This is a genomic window from Delftia sp. PX-1, from assembly GCF_055797465.1.
On sequence record NZ_CP184763.1, the window covers coordinates 2,556,738 to 2,575,982 of the forward strand.

Annotated in this window: 17 protein-coding genes; 10 read left to right on the forward strand and 7 right to left on the reverse strand. The window is 68.3% G+C overall.

All coding sequences use genetic code 11. The features are described from left to right. Positions 1–54 precede the first annotated feature (54 nt). Positions 55–897 carry an META and DUF4377 domain-containing protein gene (locus tag ACN20X_RS11735; protein WP_016450473.1) on the reverse strand — a complete coding sequence of 281 codons (843 nt, stop codon included), beginning with the start codon at positions 895–897 and terminating at the stop codon, positions 55–57. 330 nt (positions 898–1,227) lie between these two features. Here ACN20X_RS11735 and ACN20X_RS11740 point away from each other — a divergent pair, with 330 nt between their 5' ends. Next, positions 1,228–1,806, forward strand: a complete 579-nt coding sequence (locus ACN20X_RS11740) for a DUF2242 domain-containing protein (protein WP_016453889.1) — start codon at positions 1,228–1,230, stop codon at positions 1,804–1,806. Positions 1,807–1,830: 24 nt separating this feature from the next. Here the strand turns inward: ACN20X_RS11740 and ACN20X_RS11745 are convergent, their stop codons facing one another. The 5 genes from ACN20X_RS11745 to ACN20X_RS11765 all read right to left on the reverse strand — a co-directional run bounded on the left by ACN20X_RS11745 (position 1,831) and on the right by ACN20X_RS11765 (position 8,121). Next, a complete protein-coding gene (locus tag ACN20X_RS11745; RefSeq protein ID WP_016450475.1) occupies positions 1,831–2,712 on the reverse strand; it encodes a peptidoglycan DD-metalloendopeptidase family protein in 882 nt (293 codons plus the stop codon). A gap of 94 nt (positions 2,713–2,806) precedes the next feature. Beyond that, entirely contained in the window at positions 2,807–4,933 is a 2,127-nt protein-coding gene (locus ACN20X_RS11750; protein WP_473210632.1) for a DUF3300 domain-containing protein, read from the reverse strand. A 161-nt stretch (positions 4,934–5,094) separates the two neighbouring features. After that, a complete protein-coding gene (locus ACN20X_RS11755) occupies positions 5,095–5,412 on the reverse strand; it encodes a DUF2322 family protein (RefSeq protein WP_392451312.1) in 318 nt (105 codons plus the stop codon). A 56-nt stretch (positions 5,413–5,468) separates the two neighbouring features. After that, positions 5,469–6,185, reverse strand: a complete 717-nt coding sequence (locus tag ACN20X_RS11760) for a class I SAM-dependent methyltransferase (protein WP_047325724.1) — start codon at positions 6,183–6,185, stop codon at positions 5,469–5,471. Between the two features lie 127 nt (positions 6,186–6,312). Next, the gene (locus ACN20X_RS11765; protein WP_473210633.1) at positions 6,313–8,121 is read right to left on the reverse strand and encodes a glutamine--tRNA ligase/YqeY domain fusion protein; all 1,809 of its coding nucleotides are present in this window, start codon (positions 8,119–8,121) and stop codon (positions 6,313–6,315) included. 230 nt (positions 8,122–8,351) lie between these two features. On the opposite strand from ACN20X_RS11765, the gene ACN20X_RS11770 reads away from it, so the two are divergent. The 7 genes from ACN20X_RS11770 (at position 8,352) to ACN20X_RS11800 (ending at position 13,479) form a co-directional block, all read left to right on the forward strand. After that, positions 8,352–8,711, forward strand: a complete 360-nt coding sequence (locus ACN20X_RS11770) for a hypothetical protein (protein ID WP_016450550.1) — start codon at positions 8,352–8,354, stop codon at positions 8,709–8,711. Positions 8,712–8,836: 125 nt separating this feature from the next. Further along, the gene (aroQ, locus tag ACN20X_RS11775) at positions 8,837–9,280 is read left to right on the forward strand and encodes a type II 3-dehydroquinate dehydratase (RefSeq protein ID WP_016450549.1); all 444 of its coding nucleotides are present in this window, start codon (positions 8,837–8,839) and stop codon (positions 9,278–9,280) included. Next, positions 9,277–10,161 carry an alpha/beta fold hydrolase gene (locus ACN20X_RS11780; RefSeq protein ID WP_070081006.1) on the forward strand — a complete coding sequence of 295 codons (885 nt, stop codon included), beginning with the start codon at positions 9,277–9,279 and terminating at the stop codon, positions 10,159–10,161. The genes aroQ and ACN20X_RS11780 overlap by 4 nt, the downstream gene beginning before the upstream one ends. Then, the gene (arfB, locus tag ACN20X_RS11785; protein WP_473210634.1) at positions 10,154–10,564 is read left to right on the forward strand and encodes an alternative ribosome rescue aminoacyl-tRNA hydrolase ArfB; all 411 of its coding nucleotides are present in this window, start codon (positions 10,154–10,156) and stop codon (positions 10,562–10,564) included. Before ACN20X_RS11780 ends, arfB begins: the two co-directional genes overlap by 8 nt. Before the next feature lie 72 nt (positions 10,565–10,636). Beyond that, on the forward strand, positions 10,637–11,584 hold the full coding sequence (locus ACN20X_RS11790) for a dioxygenase family protein (RefSeq protein WP_473210635.1): 948 nt from the start codon (positions 10,637–10,639) through the stop codon (positions 11,582–11,584). A 95-nt stretch (positions 11,585–11,679) separates the two neighbouring features. Further along, the gene (locus ACN20X_RS11795) at positions 11,680–12,345 is read left to right on the forward strand and encodes an alpha/beta hydrolase (protein WP_016450545.1); all 666 of its coding nucleotides are present in this window, start codon (positions 11,680–11,682) and stop codon (positions 12,343–12,345) included. Between the two features lie 222 nt (positions 12,346–12,567). Beyond that, positions 12,568–13,479, forward strand: coding sequence for a DUF3014 domain-containing protein (locus tag ACN20X_RS11800; RefSeq protein ID WP_047219662.1), 912 nt, complete (start codon positions 12,568–12,570; stop codon positions 13,477–13,479). Positions 13,480–13,497: 18 nt separating this feature from the next. Here ACN20X_RS11800 and ACN20X_RS11805 read toward each other — a convergent pair whose 3' ends face one another. Then, positions 13,498–13,968 carry an Lrp/AsnC family transcriptional regulator gene (locus ACN20X_RS11805; protein ID WP_012204416.1) on the reverse strand — a complete coding sequence of 157 codons (471 nt, stop codon included), beginning with the start codon at positions 13,966–13,968 and terminating at the stop codon, positions 13,498–13,500. Between the two features lie 104 nt (positions 13,969–14,072). Between ACN20X_RS11805 and mdeB the strand changes: the two genes are divergently transcribed. Beyond that, positions 14,073–16,703 (forward strand): alpha-ketoglutarate dehydrogenase, encoded by a 2,631-nt coding sequence (gene mdeB / locus ACN20X_RS11810; protein WP_151019583.1) that lies wholly within the window; start codon positions 14,073–14,075, stop codon positions 16,701–16,703. 321 nt (positions 16,704–17,024) lie between these two features. Further along, a complete protein-coding gene (locus ACN20X_RS11815; RefSeq protein ID WP_392442801.1) occupies positions 17,025–19,205 on the forward strand; it encodes a c-type cytochrome in 2,181 nt (726 codons plus the stop codon). Positions 19,206–19,245: the final 40 nt, after the last annotated feature.

Genomic DNA, 19,245 nt, shown 5'->3' on the forward strand with positions numbered 1-19,245 from the left:
ACAAAAAAGGCCTGCGCAGTGCAGGCCTTCAGGGCTGTGGGGCAGCAGGCGCGCTCAGCGGCCCACGCGCTCGCTCTCGACCACCATGTCCAGCACATAGGCGTAGGCCGATGCGTCGGCCGGCACGTTCTGGCGCTTGTAGCGCTGGATGCGCAGCACGTTGCGGATGCCGGGCTCGTGCTTGTAGCCCTCGATCTCGCTGTAGAAGTTCTCCCACTCGCCGGTGGAGGTCTTCACGCCGTTGTCGCCGTAGCGGATCTCGCGCACGCGCAGGCACTGGAAGTCCTTGATCAGCGGGTGGTTGCAGGCCGTGCGCTGGGGCGCCACTTCCAGGAAGATGCGTTCGCCTGCGCTGCCGTACTGGGTCTGTGCCGTGGGCGAGCCGTCGAGCTGCCAGCGCGTGCCGTCGATGAAGGTGAGCGTCAGGCGCGCAGGCTGCTTGCCTTCGCCCAGTTGCACGGACCATTGCTTGGCCGTGGGCAGGATGCGGGCCACCTTTTGCTCCAGCGCCATCAGCTGGTCGTCATCGCAGGCCATCAGCGTGCTGGCGGCGCGCTGGGTGGCGATGCGGTTGCCTTCGGTGCGGTAGCCCGTGGTCACCACGTTGCACAGGTTCTTGACGGCCAGGCGCTGGTCGGCGAACTCCAGTTGCAGGGGCCGCTTGCGCGAGGCGGCCGTCAGGAACCAGCTCTGGTCTTCGGTGCCCTGGGGCGTGAAGGCCTGGCGAAGACTCCAGTGGTAGGCGGTCAGCGATTGGGCGTCACCGGGCGGGCCGGCAGGAGCCGACACCTGGGGCTTGGCGCCGTCTTCGGCGTTGCCGCCCTTGTCGATATGGCTGCAGGCGCCGAGCCCCATGGTGACGATCACGGGCAGGCACCAGGTCCAGCTTGGCTTCATGTTGAGTTCCTTGGTTGATGGGTACAGGTACAGGCGCAGCGGCGGCAGGCTTGGGCAGCCCGGGTGCGGCATGAGCCGCACCGGCCCTGGCCGAACCGGGGCACCATAACGCAGATGCGCGGCGGCGCTTGTCAGAACGGGGCGCTATTCACATTCGTTTGCATCTATTTGATGCAGACGGAAAAACCGATTGCTGCAAAGTTGCCGGCCATTGCATTGCGCTCGGGTGAGAATAGGCGGCCAGCCGCCATGCCATCCGCAGGCAGCGGCACCGGAGCAAGGAGCAGGTTCGTGTATCGACGTTGGAGTGCAGCAAACAGGGTGCGTGGCATGCGCTGCGCAGGGGCTTTGGCCGTCATCATGGTGCTGGCGGGCTGCGGCTCGACGATTCCCCAGCATGTGCCGGTGCAGGAGAGCTTCGGCTCCACCGAGACCTTCTCGCGCATGTTCGATGCCTCGCCGGCCCAGACCTGCGAGGCCGCGCGCCGCGCGCTGCTGAGCCAGGGCTACATCGCCATGGCGCGCACGGCCGAACTCATAGAAGGCAGCAAGAGCTTCCAGCCCGACCCGGAGCTGAACCTGCAGATGAACATCCGCGTGGTCTGCGTGCCGGAGACCGCCGACGGCCAGGTCAGCATCGGCTTTGTCACGGCGCTGCAGGACCGCTATACCCTGAAGAAGAGCGCCAACTCGGCCAGCCTGGGCGTGGGTGCGCTGGGGTCCGTGTCGCTGCCGTTCTCCTCGGGCAGCGACTCCATGGTCAAGGTGGGCAGCGAGACGATTGCCAAGAGCGGCTTCTACGACAGCTTCTTCGAGCTGGTCTCGCGCTACCTGGCGCAGGACCGCGACTCCATCGCCGTGCCCACGCCGGTGGCGCCGCAGAACAGCATTCCCTCGGCCGACCACTGACGCCGGCGGGCGCCACAGCTCCGTTCACGCCGCCAGGAACAGCGCCGGGTCCACCATGCTGCGGTTGAGCATCACGCCCCAGTGCAGGTGCGGGCCGGTGACGCGGCCCGTGGCGCCGACCTTGCAGAAGGCCTCTCCCGTGTCCAGCTGATCGCCCAGCTTGCACTGCACGCTGCTCAGGTGGCAGTACATGCTCAGCAGGCCGCCGCCGTGGTCCAGCCACACGGTGCCGCCGTTGAAGAAATAGTCGCCCACGTCCACCACCTTGCCCGGCAGCGGCGCGACGACGTTGGTGCCGGTGGCTGCCGCGATGTCCATGCCGCTGTGCGGATTGCGCGGCTGGCCGTTGAACACGCGGCGCAGGCCGAAGCTGCTGCTGCGCCGGCCCGGCACGGGCTGGCGCATGCGCAGGTCGCCGGGGCGTGCGGGCGGCTCGGTGAACAGCGCCATGATGGTCTGCTGGTGGGCGCGCTCACGCTGGTAGCGCGCATCGTCCTCGGGCGACAGGTCCACGGTCTTGGGCGAGACCTTCAGGCGCTGCTCGGTGTACTTCTTGTCACGCACCTCGTAGGCCAGGGAGCGCGCTGCGCCTTCGCCCTTCACGGTCACGCTGTGGGTGCCAGGTGCGGCCGACAGCGCAATGCCGACCACGGCCGTCCATTCGATCATGTCGCCCACCACCAGCACGGGCACGTCGCCGGCCAGTACCTGGGGCCGCTGGGATGCGGGCCCCAGCGACAGGCGGGCCACGCCGCCGGGCACGCGGCTGTCATGGGGCCAGGGGGATTCGCTGGAGGGCGCTGCGGCCTTGGCGGCCCAGGAGGGAAGGATCAGGCCCGCGCCCGAGGCGCACAGGGATTGCACGAACAGTCGGCGGGAGCGGGGATTCGTCGTCGGTATCTGCATGGATGAAGCGGCGGGCTTGGCGCCGGCATGGGGCCGTTATCGATCGCCCCATTGTCCGCCAAGCGTGCGCCAAGCCAAACCTCTGCCGGGCCGTTCAGCGGTCCCGGCGTTCGTCACGTCCGCCGCGCCGTTCCTGCGGGTGGGATGCGTTGGCCATGCGCTGCTGCTGTTGGCGCTGCTCCTGCTGCGCGCGGGCCTGCTGCTGCTGGGCGCGCGCCTGGGCCTGCTGTGCCTGCTGGAGCTGCATGCGTTGCTGCTGCGCCTGACGCTCCTGCATCTGGGCCTGTCGTTGCGCTTGCTGCTGCGCCTGTTGTTGGGCCTGCATTCTGGCCTGCATCTGTTCCTGCGCACGGGCTTGTTGCTGTTGCTGTTGTTGCTGCAACTGCTGCTGGCGGGCCTGCATCTGCGCCTGTTCGCGGGCCTGGTCCCTGGCCTGCATCTGCATCTGTGCCTGGCGCTGGGCCTGTTGTTGCTGCCGTTGTTGCTGTTGCTGTTGCTGCCGCGACTGCTCCTCGCCACGCAGGCGGGCGGTCTGCATCTCCATCTGCTGTTGCTGCTGCTGGCGCATGCGCGCGGCATCGGCCATGGAACGGTCGCGGTCCTGCCGGTCCTGCTGCCGCATGCCCTGCTGCGCGGCGGCAGACGACCACGAAGGCACGCGGGAATCGCGGCCCCGCTCGCCCGGCATGGCGGCAGCGGGCAGGGCGGCTGGCGGGCGCTGCACCCCTGCAGCCTGGGTCGAATGCGGAGTCTGCGGCCACTTGCCGAACTGGCCCGGCTGCGAGGCCGGCACCGGGTTCATCCTGGGCTGCAACGCTGCCTGCGGCCGGTCATCGGGCCGCAGGCCCGGGCGGCCGCGATCGGCGCCGTCATGCCGGGCAGATCCTTGCGTGGCGCCGGGCGGCAGCATGCCTTGGGAAGACGCCGGCGGGCCGCCCTGCGGTGGCCTCAGGCCCAGCCGCTGCGGCATGCCGCCATGCGCTGCGGCGGCCGCGCCTGCCATGCCGGCGGCGCCGGCCAGGGCCGCCGCGGCCATGCCGCCCGGGCGCGGATCGCCGCCCTGTGGCGGGTTGGGCGGGTTGCCGGCAGGGCGGGGCTCGACGTGCGGGTTGTTCGCGATGTGGGTGACGTTGCCACCGTTGTTGATCTGCGTGTTGCGGATGTTCTGCACCACCGTGGTCGAGCGCGTCACATAGGTGTTGTTGTTGTAGATCACGGCTGGCCGGCGCGAGGGCGGTGGCGGCGGCTCGTTGCGGTGCCAGCGGTAGCCGGGCTCGCCCCAGCGCATGCCCCAGGAGTTCCAGCCCCAGGGGCGGCGGTCCACGGACTCGGCCAGGATCACGCCTGCGCCGAAGCCGATCAGCCCCGCCACCACGGGCGCGGCCGAACTGCCCACATACACGGGTTGCGGCGCCACGATGGGGCGGTATCCGCCGTACATCGGCACCGGCTCGCCATAGACCACGCCCGGGTCGTACTGCGGCACGTAGACGGTGTCGGGCTGGGCGGGAGTGATCTCGATGAACTGCGAGGGCGCATCGATCACCGGCACCGGCAGCATGGACGACAGGGGCTCGCCCATGTCCTGGGGCGCTGGCTGGGGATCGCGCGGCGGGGCATCGGCCGCGGCCACGGCCACCTTGAGCCGGCTGGAGTCCTTGAGCGTACCGGCCTTGTAGGCGCGCTGGCGCATCACCTGGATGGCGTTCATCACGTCGGCCGGATCGTTGTAGTAGGCCCTGCCCAGGGCCGTGGTCCAGGGAATGTTGGAAGACAGCTGCGCCAGCACGTTGGGAAACTGGGCCAGGGACTTGACCGACGGGTCCCAGTCCTGGCCGTTGACGGCGTCCTGCAGTTCCTGGGGCTTGAGGCCCGGGTTCTGCCCCAGCCAGACCTCGGCGGCGCCGACCTGGTCGGGATAGGTGGAGGCGGCCAGCACCTGGGCCACAAGCTTGTCGGGGTACAGCGCAATGGGCGCCACCATCTGGTAGAGCGTCTCGGCCGACGGCGGCACATAGGCCACGGGCGTGGCGACGGGCTGGGCGCTTTCGGTGGCAGGCGGCAGCGGCGCGCTGGCGGCCTGCGGGGGCTTGTCCTGGGATTCGTTGCAGGCGCTCAGCGCCAGGGCGGCGGCCAGGCCCAGCACGCTCAGGCGCAGGGCGCCGGCGTGGGAAGCTGAGGGGGCCATGGTGCGTGCTCTGGGCACGGCGGATTGCGGCATTGCGTTCTCCTGGGCAGGAACGCCTTGCGCGCCGAAGCGGCAAGGCACATGTCATTTGAACGCCAAAGTGCACGCTGCGTTGACACCGGCGTGTCAGCCGATGCCCCCAGTCCGCGCAACTTCTGTGACGCGGTGTTTACCCAGGCGGAATCAGGCTGCGATCAAGCCGCGAGCAGGTGGGCCTGGTAGCTCTCGGCGCCCTTGGACCAGGCCAGCAGGCGGTCGATGTTGGGGTGCTTGCCGGGGAAGGCGATGGCGTCCTGCGTGTGCTCGGCATACCACTCCAGGCCCAGTTCGGCGGCGGCCGGCGTGATGCTGCCGCCGTAGAGGGCGGCCAGCGCGTGGTACACGGCCAGGGAGCCGGTCTGGCCGGGCTTGTTCTCGATGGTGGCCACGACCTGGCCCTGGGCATCGGCCAGCTGCAGCGCGGCGAGGTGGGTGACGGTGGGCAGTTGCTGAAGGCGTGCGGAGAAGTTCATGCTGAAAGGCAAATCAAAGAAAGGAAGGCGGAGAAAGAACGATCGGCTCGGGACGATCAGGCCTTGGCGGCAATCCACGCACACCAGAACAGGCTGGAGAAAAAGCGCTTGGCCTGAACGAAGCCGGCCTGGGCCAGCATCTGCTCCACTGCCTCTTCCGAGGCGGGTGGAACCGCGCCCTGCCGGATCTTGCCGAGTTTCGCATGGACGGCGGCCTCGTCCGCGCCTGCCATGCGCCAGCGCATGGCCCAGGCTTCGAGAAACAGCGGCTCGCTGTCGTAGCGATGGCGATTGCAGGCCAGGATGAAGGGCGCACCCGGCGCCAGCCTGGCCGACAGGGCCTGCAGCAGCCTGAGCTTGTCCGCATCGTCAGGAATGTGGTGCAGCACGCCGATCAGCGTGGCCGCGTCGAACACCGTGCCGGCGGGCAGGTCTTCCACCGCACAGGGTGCTGCACGCACCTGGGCCGACAGGCCGGCGGCTGCGATGCGGTCCATGGTCTGGTCCAGCATGGGGGCCGAAGGGTCGGCGGCCGTGAATGTCCACTGCGGCCTGAGCCGCGCCGTGGCCAGGATTTCCTGGCCCGTGCCACCGGCGCCGCCAATCAGCACGGACTTCGGCCCGGCATCCAGGCTGGCTGCCAGCAGGCAGGCCGCCAGCTCGTGGCAGGCGTCGTAGCCGGCCAGGGCGATGCGGCTTTGCGTCTCGTACTCGGCCGCGCGGGAGGTGTCGAACTTGGCGGCGGAAGCCGCCTGTGGCAAGGCTTGGTTCATGGCCTGGAATTGTGCTGAGGCCATGGTCACTGCAAAAGCGCCGATGTGCGATGGCCCACCCCTGCAAAGCAGGATGGTGGGCCATCTTCGGGGGAGCGGTGCAGGTGCCCGCCAGCGGGCCGTGCGCCTACTTGCCCCAGGAGTCCTTGAGACCCGTTGCGCGGTTGAACACGGGCTTGCCCGGTGCGTGGTCCTTGCGGTCGGCCACGAAGTAGCCGAAGCGCTCGAACTGGAACTTGTCGTCAGGCTGTGCCTGGGCCAGCGACGGCTCCACGTAGGCCGTCACGACCTTGAGGCTGTCCGGGTTGAGCAGGGCCAGGAAGTCCTTGCCGCCCGCATCGGGCTGCGGGTCGGTGAACAGGCGGTCGTACAGGCGCACTTCGGCCTGCACGCCGTCGGCCGCGCCCACCCAGGTGATGGCGGCCTTGACCTTGACGCTGTCGGCGCCCGGCGTGCCGCTCTTGGTGTCGGGCACCACGGTGGCCAGCACCTTGGTGACGTTGCCCTCGGCATCCTTCTCGCAGCCCGTGCACTCGATCACGTAGCCGCCCTTCAGGCGCACCTTGTTGCCGGGGAAAAGGCGCTTGTAGCCCTTGGGCGGCACTTCGGCGAAGTCCTCGCGCTCGATCCACACCTCGCGGCCCAGCGTGAAGCGGCGCACCGGCACCTGCTGGCCTTCGGCGGCGTGGGGCAGGGCAGGCAGCTCGCAGGCTTCCAGGTGGTCGGCGCTGCTGAAGACCTCGGCCCAGTTGGTCAGCTCCAGCTTCAGCGGGTCCAGGGCCACCATGCCGCGATGGGCCTGGTTCTCCAGGTCTTCGCGCAGGCAGCCTTCCAGCGTGGAGTAGTCGATCCAGGCGTAGTCCTTGGTCACGCCGATGCGCTCGCAGAAGGCCTGGATGCTCTGCGGCGTGTAGCCACGGCGGCGCAGGCCGACGATGGTGGGCATGCGCGGATCGTCCCAGCCGCTGACGATGCCGTTGTCCACCAGGTGCTTGAGCTTGCGCTTGCTGGTGATCACATAGGTCAGGTGCAGGCGCGAGAACTCGTACTGGCGCGGCTGCGGGGCAGCGATCAGGCCGCCTGCGCGCAGGTGGTCCAGCAGCCAGTCGTAGAACGGGCGCTGGTCCTCGAACTCCAGCGTGCAGATGCTGTGGGTGATGTGCTCCAGCGCGTCCTCGATGGGATGGGCGAAGGTGTACATCGGGTAGATGCACCACTGGTTGCCGGTGTTGTGGTGCTCGGCATGGCGCACGCGGTAGATGGCGGGATCGCGCAGATTGATGTTGGGCGATGCCATGTCGATCTTTGCGCGCAGCACGGCAGCGCCATCGGGCAGCTTGCCGTCGCGCATTTCGCGAAAGCGCGCCAGGTTCTCGGCCACCGTGCGGTTGCGGAACGGGCTGTCCACGCCGGGGCGCGAGAAATCGCCGCGGTTGGCCTTCATGTCGTCGGCGCTTTGCTCGTCCACATAGGCCAGGCCCTGCTCGATCAGGTACTCGGCCGCGCGGTACATGAAGTCGAAGTAGTTGCTGGCGAAGTACAGGTTCTCGTGACCGTCGGCTTCCTTCCAGCCGAAGCCCAGCCAATGGACGGCATCGATGATGCTGTCCACGTACTCCTGGTCTTCCTTCTCGGGATTGGTGTCGTCGAAACGCAGGTGGCAGGCACCTTGGTAGTCGCGCGCCAGGCCGAAGTTCAGGCAGATGGCCTTGGCGTGGCCCACGTGCAGGTAGCCGTTGGGCTCGGGCGGGAAGCGTGTGCGGATCTTCGCCACGTCCACCTGGCCCTGGTTGTGGTGGTCGCCATCACCGGGGCTTCCACCCCAGCGGCGCTGGGCGTAGGTACCGTTGGCCAGGTCGGCCTCGATGATTTGGCGCAGAAAGTTACTCGGTTTGACCGGATCTTTGGAGATGGGGGAGGCGTCAGCAGAGCTCATCGCAGCATTGTAGGCGCGCGCCTGCCGACCCGCTCCGGACGGCTTTGGGACAGCCGCGCCGGGCAAGGGTTGAGGCATTTGGAAACAAACTTGTATAAAAGCCTGCCATCCGTAGACCCCTGTCGCGCGTTGAGAATGCAGGGCGTATGCCGTCCCCCTGTGCCAAAGTGCGGGAAGGCGGCACCAGCGGCAATGCCTGCCACGCCTGTCCAACTTCGAGGAGAGACACCATGACAACGACAGCTTCCCCGTGGGTTGCAAGAGCAGCAGCAGCCGGCCTCGCATTGGCCGCCCTGGTGGCTTCGGGCGCCGCCCAGGCCCGGGGCGATGTGCACTGGTCCATCAGCCTGAATTCGCCGGGCATGTATGGCCCGCCCGTTTATGTGGCGCCGGCCCCCGTCTATGTGGCGCCGCCCCAGCCCATCTACTACGCTCCCCCGCCTCCGGTCTACTACGCGCCGCGCGCCGTCTACCGTGCGCCGCCCGTCGTGGTCGTTCCCGGCTATGGATACGGCTATCGCGGCGGCTACCGTGGCGGATACCGCCATGGCCATGGTCACGGTCACGGTCACGGTCACTGGCGCCGTTGAGCCGGACCGGGCTGGATTGACTTGTGCCGCCCTCCGGGGCGGCTTTTTCCGTGGTGCCAGCGTTGCGGCCGGGCCCGGGATGGCCCGCATAATCCAGCCCGTTGGAAACCTGGAGTGTCCCCGCCGTGAAAACCGTCTATGTCCTCAATGGCCCGAACCTGAACCTGCTGGGCCTGCGTGAACCCGCCATCTATGGCTCCCAGACCTTGGCCGATGTGCGTGCGCTGTGCGAAGCCGCCTGTGCGCGCTACGGTCTGGCCCTGGAGTTCCGCCAGAGCAACCATGAAGGCGAGCTGGTGGACTGGATCCACGAGGCCGGCCGCGTGCACGCCGAAGGCCGCCTGGCCGGCCTGATCTTCAACGCCGCCGCCTACACCCACACCAGCGTGGCCCTGCTGGATGCCGTCAAGGGCACGGGCGTGCCGCTGGTGGAGCTGCACATCAGCAATGTGCATGCGCGCGAGAGCTTCCGCCACCACTCCTACCTGTCGGCGGCCGCGCGCGCCGTGATGTGCGGCTTTGGCGTGGCCGGCTACGGCCTGGCCATCGACGCCGTGGCCCAGTGGTGAACACGCCTGTCGCCATAGAGCGCCTGCGCGCCCGTGCTCGGCGCCTGACCACGCCGCTGTCTGCCGCGCGGCCCGACGACGGCCACATGGTCTGGCATGTCTGGGGCGAGGCGCGCGCGGGCGTGCTGCCGGTGGTCATGCTGCACGGCGGCAGCGGCAGCTGGACGCACTGGCTGCGCTGCATGGACGCTCTGCTGGCCCAGGGCCGCCAGCTGTGGATACCGGACCTGCCGGGCTTTGGCGATTCCGATGGGGTGCCAGGCGGCCAGGATGCCGACACCCTGGTCGAGCCGCTGCGCCAGGGCCTGCGGCAGCTGCTGGCCGATGGCGGAGCGCCCGCCGCCCCGCTGTGCGATCTGGTCGGCTTCTCTTTTGGCGGCATGACGGCCGGCATGCTGGCGGCTGCCGACGGCACGTTGGCTCGGCGCCTGGTGCTGGCCGGGGCGCCCGGCATGGGCGTGGGCAAGGGCCTGGCCGTGCGGCTCAAGGGCTGGCGCCACCTGGCCACGCCCGAGGCGCAGGCCGTGGCCCACCGCTACAACCTGCAGGCGCTGATGCTGCATGACGCCAGCCTCATCGACGAGGACACGCTGGCCCTGCATGTGCTCAATGTGGAGCGCGACCGCCTTCCGCGCCGCCGCCTCTCGCACACCGATGTGCTGGCCCGCGCCCTGCAGGCCGTGGACGGCCCCGTATGGGCCATCTATGGCGAGCACGACGCGCTCTACCCGGGACCGATGATGCAGGAGCTGGCCCAGGCCTTTGCACGCCATGCGCGCGACTTCCGGGGGCTGGCCCTGGTGCCTGGCGCGGGCCACTGGGTCATGCATGAGCGTCCCGATGCCTTTGTGGCGGCATTGGCCGCTGCGCTGGATGCCTGAGCGCATGCGCCCCATCGAGCTGCACGAGGTGCAGTGGACCGCCATGCGCGCCCAGGGCGCGGGCGGCCAGAACGTGAACAAGGTCTCCAGCGCCGTACACCTGCGCTTCGACGTGCGCGCCTCGCGCCTGCCCGAGGCCGTGCAGCAGCGCCTGCTGGCCCTGCGCGACGGCCGCATCACCAACGAGGGCGTGGTCGTCATCAAGGCCCAGCAATACCGCACTCAGGAGCAGAACCTGCGCGCCGCGCTGCAGCGGCTCAACGCGCTGGTGGCTGCCGCCTATCCCGAACCCATTCTTCGCCGCGCCACCCGGCCCACGCTGGGATCGCAGCGGCGGCGCCTGGACAGCAAGAGCCGGCACGGCGCCACCAAGGCCCTGCGGGGCCGCCCGCGCGACGATTGAGCCGGCCAGCGCAACAATGTGTGCCGCCTTTGGCGGCTTGGCGCGGCCCGCTTGCGTCCCTACATTAGGGGAATGCAAGATTTCCACGCTTCCCTCGATTCCGGCGCCTCCTCCATAGCCGCTTCGGCCGGCACTCGGCTGCCCGTGCTCTATGTCTCCCACGGCTCGCCCATGTTCGCGCTGGAGCCGGGCGAAACCGGCCCCGTGCTCGCGCGATGGGGCAGGGCGCTGCGCCAGGCCCACGGCCCGCTGCGCGGCGTGGTCATCATGTCGCCGCACTGGATGTCGCATGGCGTGGAAGTCATGACCGGAGCCACGCCCTCCACCTGGCACGACTTCGGCGGCTTCCCGCCCGCGCTCTACGAACTGCAGTACCCGGCCCCCGGCGCGCCCCAGCTGGCGCAGGAAGTCATGAAGCGCCTGCAGGCCGCAGGCATTGCCTCCACCGCCAACGCGCAGCGGCCCTTCGACCACGGCGCCTGGGTGCCGCTGATGCATTTGCTGCCCGATGCCGACCTGCCAGTGATCCAGCTGTCCCTTCCCGCCTCGGCCGGGCCGGCCGAAACCCATGCGCTGGGCGCGGCCCTGGCGGCGCTGCGCGATGAGGGGGTGCTCATCGTCGGCTCCGGCAGCATGACGCACAACCTGGCCGAATTCCGGGGCGGCACGGGCGAGGCCACGGTGTGGGTGGACGACGCCGTGCAGGCCCTGCGCAGCCAGGATGGCCTGCAGGACGACCATGCCGTCGGCGGCTCCAGCGCCTCCTCGCCCTACGTGCAGGATTTCAGCCGCTGGATCGAGTCGCGCCTGCAGGCGCAGGACCTGCCCGCGCTGCTGGACTACCGCGCACGCGCTCCCTCGGCCCGGCGCGCCCATCCCAGCGAAGAGCACTTCATGCCGCTGTACTTCGCCCTGGGCGCGGCCGGCGCCACGGCGCGGCCTCGGTATCTGAGCCGCGAAGTCATGTACTCCATCCTGGCCATGGATGCGATGGCCTTCGAGGACGCGCAGGCGGCATAACCTCCTGCCCCCGCGGACTTGGCGAGGCGCCACAATGGCGCGTTGCCCGGGACCACCCCGGTCCCGGAAATCGCTTAAAAACCAAGGAGTCCGTGATGATCGACCTGCCCCTGCTGGCGCTGGAGCGCCCCGCACAACCCGCACCGGGGCAGCAGCCCTGGCTGCTGGTGCTCATGCATGGCGTTGGCAGCAATGAACAGGACCTGTTCGGCCTCGCATCGTTCGTGCCGCCGCAGTTCCACGTGCTCAGCCTGCGTGCCCCGTTTTCCATGGGGCCCAGTGCCCATGCCTGGTTCCAGTTCACGGTGGATGCCAACGGCACGCGCCACATCCACGCATCGCAGGAAGAGCACAGCCGCGCCCTGGTGGCCCAGACCGTGCAGCAGGCCGGCGCGCGGCTGGGCATTCCTGCCCAGCGTACCGTGGCGGGCGGCTTCAGCCAGGGCGGCATCATGGCGCTCAGCCTGCTGCTGACCCAGCCCGCGCTGCTGCGCGCCGCCATGTGCTGGCACAGCCGCCTGCTGCCCGAGGCCTTGCCGCACCAGGCTCCTGACGCGGCCTTCGACGGCAAGTCGCTCTGGGTCAGCCACGGCACCTACGACAACGTCATCCCGCTGACCAGCGCCCACGCCATTCGCAGCCACGTGCAGCGCCTGCCGCTGCAACTGAGCTACCACGAATACCCGAGCATGCATGAGATCCGCCCCGACGAGCTGCAGGCCGCCATGGCCTGGCTCCAGGATCTGGGCACGCAGGGCTGAGCCTGCTGCACCGCCCCCTTCTTGTGCGCAGGCTCGCCGCGTAAGCCGGGTAACGCCTTGTTGCCTGGCGCGCACAAGGGCCTGCGCGGGCAGCGGGGCGGCTTATAAACACCAGTCAGGGGCTGGTGTCAGGAAAGCCCGGGAACCCCGGTTGTGCTTTGCTGTCGCACGTCCTGCGGCAACTGTGCTGCCAGCCCCCTGCCCAAGCCAAAGGACCCCTCCATGCCAGAACGCGACCCCCAAGACTTCCGCCCCCGCGCCAGATCCTCCGGCCCATCGGCTTTCGGCATCGCCGCAGCGGTACTGGCGGCTGCCGCCGTGGGGGGCGCAGCCTGGTGGTACTGGTGGCGTCCCGCCGACGTGCCCGAGGCGCCGCCCGAAGTGGCAGAGGCGCCCGCCCAGCCTGCCGAGCCTGAACCCGTCCCCGCGCCCGAGCTGACCGAGCCCCAGAACCCTGTCGATGCGCTGGAGCCACCCGCGCCCGGCCTGCCCGCGCTGCAGGACTCCGACGCCCATGTCGCCCAGGCCCTCAACGGCCTGCTGGGCCGTGACAAGGCAGGCAGCTTTCTGCAGATGGACGGCTTTGTGCGCCGCGCCGTGGCCACCGTGGACAACCTGACCCGCTCCCAGGCCCCTGCACGGCTTTGGCCCGTGCACCCCGCGCCGCAGCGTTTCACGGTGGAGGGCGCGGCGGAGGCCGGGGAGGCACAGGCCATCTCCCCCGCCAACGCCGCACGCTACAAGGCCTTCGTGGCCTTCGCCGAGTCCATTCCCATGGACGGGGCCGTCAAGCTCTATGCCCGGCTGTATCCCCTGTTCCAGACCGCCTATGAAGACCTGGGCTATCCCAGCCGCTATTTCAACGATCGTCTCATTGCCGTCATAGACCATCTGCGCGCCGCGCCCGAGCCCGCGGGCCCGGTGCAGGTCAGGCTGACCAAGGTGGAGGGCGAGGTGCCTTCCGTCCAGCCCTGGGTGCGCTACGAATACGCCGACCCGGAGCTGCAGGCCCTGTCCAGCGGCCAGAAGATGCTGGTGCGCGTGGGGCTGGACAACGAGCGCCGCCTCAAGGCCGTGCTGGGCGAGCTGCGCCGCCGCATCGCCACCGGCGAGATGGCCAAGCCTGCGGGCTGAGGCCAGTCTCCATCCGCCTCAGCCTGCGGCCGGCAGGGGCAGGGCGGTCTTGTACCGCACCTGCTTGAGGGTGAAGCTGGAGCGGATCTTCTCTATGCCCGGAATAGGCGTGAGCTGCTCCACGATGAAGCGCTCCAGCGCGCCGATGTCGGCCAGGGCCACGCGGATCAGGTAGTCGGCGTCGCCGCTCATCAGGTAGCACTCCATGACCTCGTCGTGCTCGGCAATGCGGCGCTCGAAGTCGGCCAGCGATTCCTTGGCCTGGGACTTGAGGCTGATGTTGATGAACACGTTCAGCCCCAGCCCCAGGGCCGACGCATTGGCCAGCGCCACATAGCGCGCGATCACGCCGGCCTTCTCCAGCGCCTTGACGCGCGCCAGGCAGGGCGAGGGCGACAGGTGCACACGCCGCGCCAGCTCCACGTTGGACAGCGAGCCGTCCGTTTGCAACTCGGCCAGAATGCGCAAGTCGATGGTGTCCAGTTTCATGTGCCGGATTTTATGTAGATGCCGGCATGAAATGCTGGAATATGGCGTTTCCCTTATCCATGAACGGCTGCTCATGCCGGTCCGCCAGTCCTAAAGTGGCGGGCATGAACGCACCCACGCCGCTGGCCACGCTGGCCGATATCGATACCGATCCCCAGGAAACCACCGAATGGCGGGAGGCCTTCGCGGCCCTGGTCGCCGCCGAGGGGTCGCAGCGCGCGCGCTTCGTGCTCGAAGAGCTGGCGCGCATGGCGCGCGAGCAGCGCCTGGGCTGGCAGCCCGACCTGAATACGCCCTATGTGAACACCGTGGCCGCGCAGCAGCAGCCGGTGTTTCCGGGCGACCTGGCCATGGAGGAGCGGCTGGCGTCCATCATGCGCTGGAATGCGCTGGCCATGGTGGTGCGCGCCAACCAGGCCTATGGCGAGCTGGGCGGGCACATCGCCAGCTACGCCAGCGCGGCCGACCTGTTCGAGACCGGGTTCAACCATTTCTTCCATGCCCGGGAGGGGCTGGCGCCGGGCCAGCACCGAGGCGACCTGGTGTTCTTCCAGCCGCACAGCGCCCCCGGCGTGTATGCGCGCGCCTTCCTGGAAGGGCGGCTGAGCGAGCAGGACCTGCAGCACTATCGGCAGGAGATCAGCGCGCCGGCCGCTGGCGCGCAAGGCCTGTCCAGCTATCCCCATCCCTGGCTGATGCCCGATTTCTGGCAGTTCCCGACGGGCTCCATGGGCATAGGCCCCATCAGCAGCATCTACCACGCGCGCTTCATGCGCTATCTCACGCACCGCCGCCTGCTGGACTGCCAGGAGCGCAAGGTCTGGGGCGTGTTCGGCGACGGCGAGATGGACGAGCCCGAAAGCATGAGTGCCCTCACGCTGGCCGCGCGCGAGGGGCTGGACAACCTGGTCTGGGTGGTCAACTGCAATCTGCAGCGCCTGGACGGCCCGGTGCGCGGCAACGGCCGCATCGTCGATGAACTGGAGCGGCTGTTCGCCGGCGCGGGCTGGAACGTGGTCAAGCTGCTGTGGGGCAGCGACTGGGACGGGCTGTTGGCTCGCGACATCACCGGCACCCTGGCACGCACGCTGGGCGGCACGGTGGACGGGCAGATGCAGACCTTCGCCGCCAAGGACGGCCGCTACAACCGCGAGCATTTCTTTGGACAGAACCCCGAGCTCGCCGCCCTGGCCCAGGGCCTGACGGACGAGCAGATCGACCGCTTGAAGCGCGGCGGCCATGATCTGGTGAAGATCCATGCGGCCTATGCAGCGGCTGCCGCCCATCGCGGCCAGCCCACGGTGATCCTGGCCCATACCAAGAAGGGCTACGGCATGGGCTCGGCCGGGCAGGGCAAGATGACCACGCACAGCCAGAAGAAGCTGGACGAGACCGACCTGATCGAGTTCCGCAACCGCTTCAACCTGCCGCTGAGCGACGAGCAGGCCAAGGGCCTGGCCTTCCACAAGCCTGCCGATGACAGTGCCGAGATGCAGTACCTGCGCGAGCGCCGAACGGCCCTGGGCGGCGCACTGCCGCGCCGCGAAACGGTGTGCGACCGCGTGCCCGTTCCAGCGCTGGAGCAATACGCCCAGTTCGCGCTGGCGCCTGCCGGCAAGGAAATGAGCACCACCATGGCCTTCGTGCGCATGCTGGGCAGCCTGCTCAAGGATGCGCAGCTGGGCCCGCGCATCGTGCCCATCGTGGCCGACGAGGCGCGCACCTTCGGCATGGCCAACCTGTTCAAGCAGGTGGGCATCTACAGCAGCCTGGGCCAGCGCTACGCGCCCGAGGACATCGGCTCGGTGCTGTCCTACCGCGAGGCGCTGGACGGCCAGATCCTGGAGGAGGGCATCAGCGAGGCCGGCGCCATTGCCAGCTGGACGGCGGCGGCCACCAGCTACAGCGTGCACGGCCTGGCCATGCTTCCGTTCTACATCTACTACTCCATGTTCGGCTTCCAGCGCGTGGGCGACGCCATCTGGGCGGCGGCCGACCAGCGGGCGCGCGGCTTTTTGCTGGGCGCCACCTCGGGCCGCACCACGCTGGGCGGAGAAGGCCTGCAGCACCAGGACGGCTCCAGCCATCTGGTGGCGGCCACCATTCCCAACTGCAAGGCCTGGGACCCTGCGCATGCCGGCGAGCTGGCCGTGATCCTGGACGCCGGCATGCGCGAGATGCTGGTCGAGCAGCGCGATGTCTTCTACTACGTCACGCTGATGAACGAGAACTATGCCCAGCCCGACCTGCCCGCAGGCGCTGCCGAAGGCGTGCTGCGCGGCGCCTATGTGTTCAGCCGTTTTGGCGATGCGGACCGTGCCACGCAGCATGTCACCTTGCTGGGATCGGGCGCCATCCTCACCGAAGTGCTCAAGGCCGCCGAGCAATTGGCCAGCGAGGGCATGGCCGCCACCGTGGTCAGCGTGACCAGCTGGAGCGAGCTGGCGCGCGATGGCGTGGCCTGCGAGCAGCGCATGCTGGCGGGCGAGGCACCTGGCCAGCCCTGGATCGCGCAGCTGCTGCAAGGTACGCAGGGCCCGGTGATTGCCGCCACCGACTATGTGCGCGCGGTGCCCGAGACCGTGCGCGCCTTCCTGCCCGCAGGCCGCCGTTTCCTCACGCTGGGCACGGACGGCTTCGGCCGCAGCGACACGCGTGCGGCGCTGCGCGGCTACTTTGGAGTGGATGCACACAGCGTGGCGCAGGCCGCGCGCCGGATGATCCACGCGGGTTGAGCCGAGCCTGTCCACGCACCCGGCATCCCCGGGATGTACACATGGCGGCCCCTTCGCGGGGCCGCTTTGCATTGCTGCGCCCCATTTGCGCCGCCACTTTTCCTGTGGATGGATTAAGCCCGCGTTAAATGCGCAAGTGGCTTATCTTTTTCGTCGGCTTGCATCAAAAAATAGGGTGATTCCACTAGAATTTGTATATATAAGAAGATATTGCGCAAAGAGATTGATATTTGCTGCAATGGTTGCATGCGTTGGGTGGAATATCTCGTCAATATCCTATTTTCTCTTTCAATAATAATTTATTTCACGGGATAGAAGACGATGAAACTCTCGCTCAAGCAAGGCCTGCTGTGCGTGGCCGTGCTGTCGGCTGCCGCATGGCAGCTCGCCATCTCGGCGCCGGCGCCCGAGGTGGATCATGCGCAAATGCCGCAGATCATCGATGACCTGCCCGCCGACTATGCGGCGGACCTGACCGCCGAGCAAAGAACCCTGGTAGACCGTGGCCGTTATATCGCGCGACTGGGTGATTGTGTGGCCTGCCATACCGGAAATAAAACACAGCCCATGGGCGGTGGCCTGGCGCTGGAGACGCCATTCGGCAAGATCTATTCCACCAATATCTCGCCTGACGCCGATACGGGCATGGGCAAATACAGCTTCGATCAGTTCGACCGCGCCATGCGCAAGGGCGTGGCGGCCGATGGCCGCAACATGTACCCGGCCATGCCCTATCCCTCCTACGCCAAGATGACGGCCGAGGACATGCAGGCCCTGTATGCCTACCTGATGCAGGGCGTGGCGCCCGTGAAGGCGGCCAACAAGGAGTCCGACCTGGGCTTTCCCTTCAACCAGCGCTGGGGCCTGGCGCTGTGGAACTGGGTGTTTCTGGATGACGCGCCCTTCCAGCCCCAACCGCAGCAAACTGCCCAGTGGAACCGGGGCGCCTACCTGGTGCAGGGCCTGGGCCACTGCGGCGCCTGCCATACGCCGCGCGGCGTGGGCTTCCAGGAAAAGACCATGACCGGCGAGGGCCGCAAGGGCGAGTACTTCCTGGCCGGCGAGACCGTGGAGAACTGGCGCGCACTGAGCCTGCGCGACCTGTGGACACCCGAGGAGACCGCCCAACTGCTCAAGACCGGGCGCAACAGCCACGGCACGGTCTCCGGCAACATGGTCGATGTGGTCCAGCACAGCACCCAGTACATGAGTGACGAGGACCTGTTGGCCATCGGCATCTATCTGAAGTCGCTGCCCGCAGGCAAGAACGACCTGCCCATGCAGGTGGCCCAGGGGCCGGGGCCGGTCATCGCCCCGCATCCGGCGCCGCAGGCCTCCGGGCATGCGCCGTCCGCCACGTCGGCAGTGTCTTCCGACGTGCCTGCGGATCTCTACGCCAGCCGGGGCGGTCTGGGCTATCTGCAGTTCTGCGCCGACTGCCACCGTGCCGATGGCGGCGGCGTGAAGGACGTGTTCCCGCCACTGGCCGGCAATTTTTCGCTGCAGTCGCAGGACCCGTCCACGCTGATCCATCTGATGCTGGTGGGCTGGAAGGCGCCCGTCACGCAAAGCCATGCACGGCCGCTGACCATGCCGGCCTTCGCACAGCTCAAGGATGCGGAGATCGCCGACATCCTCAACTTCGCCCGCAAGAGCTGGGGCCGTGCCGATGCGCGCGAGATCCATGCCAAGGAGGTGCAATCCATGCGCAAGCAGCTCGATGCCAAGGGCGAAAGCGCACGCCCCTTCGAGACGCCGCGCCTGGCCGCCATGCTGGACGAATCCAACGCGAAGCAACTGGTCTACGGCGCCCGCCTGAACATAGAGACGCGTGACCTGCTGCCCAGGAATGTGGGCAATGCGCTGAACTGCGCCAGCTGCCACCTGAACGCGGGCACGGTGGCCGATGGTTCGCCCTACATCGGTGTCTCGGCCTTCTTTCCTGGCTATGCGCCGCGCGCGGGCCGCGTCATCACGCTGGAGGACCGCATCAATGGCTGCTTCCTGCGCTCCATGAACGGCAAGCCCCTGCCGCTGGAGTCCGACGAGATCAAGGCCATGGTCGCCTACTTCGACTGGATGCGCCGCGAAACCAAGCCCGAGGACAAGGTCGAAGGCCGGGGCGTGGGCAAGATCAGCCAGTCCATCGTGCCCAACGTGGACAACGGCAAGAAGGTCTATGCGGCCCAGTGCGCGGTCTGCCATGGCGGCGAGGGCGAAGGCGTGAAGAATGCCAAGGGACAGTGGGTCTATCCGCCGCTGTGGGGTGACCAGTCCTTCAACATCGGCGCGGGCATGGCGCGCACCTACACGGCAGCGGCCTTCGTCAAGCGCAACATGCCCATCGCCTTCCATGGCAATTTCCCGCTGGGCCAGGGCGGCCTCAGCGACCAGGAGGCCGTGGACGTGGCCGAGTACTTCAGCCACCAGCCGCGCCCGGACTTTGCCAACAAGCACAAGGACTGGCCCAAGGACAAGAAGCCGGCCGACGCGCGGTACTGATGCGCCATCGAGGGAGAAGAAGGCGTTCCCGCCACGCGGC